This window comes from Clostridium tagluense (assembly GCF_003865095.1).
Classification (GTDB): Bacteria; Bacillota; Clostridia; order Clostridiales; family Clostridiaceae; genus Clostridium_AD; species Clostridium_AD tagluense.
This window is the reverse complement of sequence record NZ_BHYK01000126.1, coordinates 1-511: the sequence shown is the minus strand read 5'-3', so window position 1 is coordinate 511 and position 511 is coordinate 1. Positions and strand designations below refer to the sequence as shown.

Here is a 511-nt window from a genome sequence, read left to right as displayed (position 1 = left end):
ACAACTTAGAAACCTCAGAAGCGATAGTATCAAGAATGTATGAAATGTGTCAGGGTGTGAATATGCAAGAATGTAAAGATTATAGAAGGGAAATTTAATAATGAATAAGGATATATTTACATTAAAAAATAAAATTTCTAAGTTGGAAATTAAGGTAACAGAATTAAAAAATAAATATAGTACTAAATATGCAGTAGCGTTAGAGCAAGAGTTAAAATGCAAGCAAGTAACTATAGATAGTCTGGAATTTGATGTAGATAGAATTGGTAAAAGATATAAAAATGCAACTGAAATTATAATTAAATTAAATAATGATATTAGGAGTTCTGAAGATAAAAAAATTAAAAATAAAATAAAGAAATTGTTTATTGTTTAAGTCGGACTTGCTAAATAGTCTGTAATAAAAAATTGAAAATTGAGAGGGGTAAATTATTATGAATTTAGAAAATAGTATCAAAGATATAATTAGCATTAAATTAGAGGATGGAAGTATTGAAAAAATGGTTTCAGA

General features: G+C 24.3%; 1 protein-coding gene. It reads left to right on the top strand.

The features are described 5' to 3' along the window. Positions 1 to 100: 100 nt before the first annotated feature. Positions 101 to 376, top strand: coding sequence for a hypothetical protein (locus Ctaglu_RS24825; RefSeq protein ID WP_125006737.1), 276 nt, complete (start codon positions 101 to 103; stop codon positions 374 to 376). Positions 377 to 511: the final 135 nt, after the last annotated feature.

Coding starts and splice junctions, on each gene's coding strand:
- Ctaglu_RS24825 (WP_125006737.1), top strand. CDS start 101: ATGAATAAGGATATATTTACATTAAAAAATAAAATTTCTAAGTTGGAA.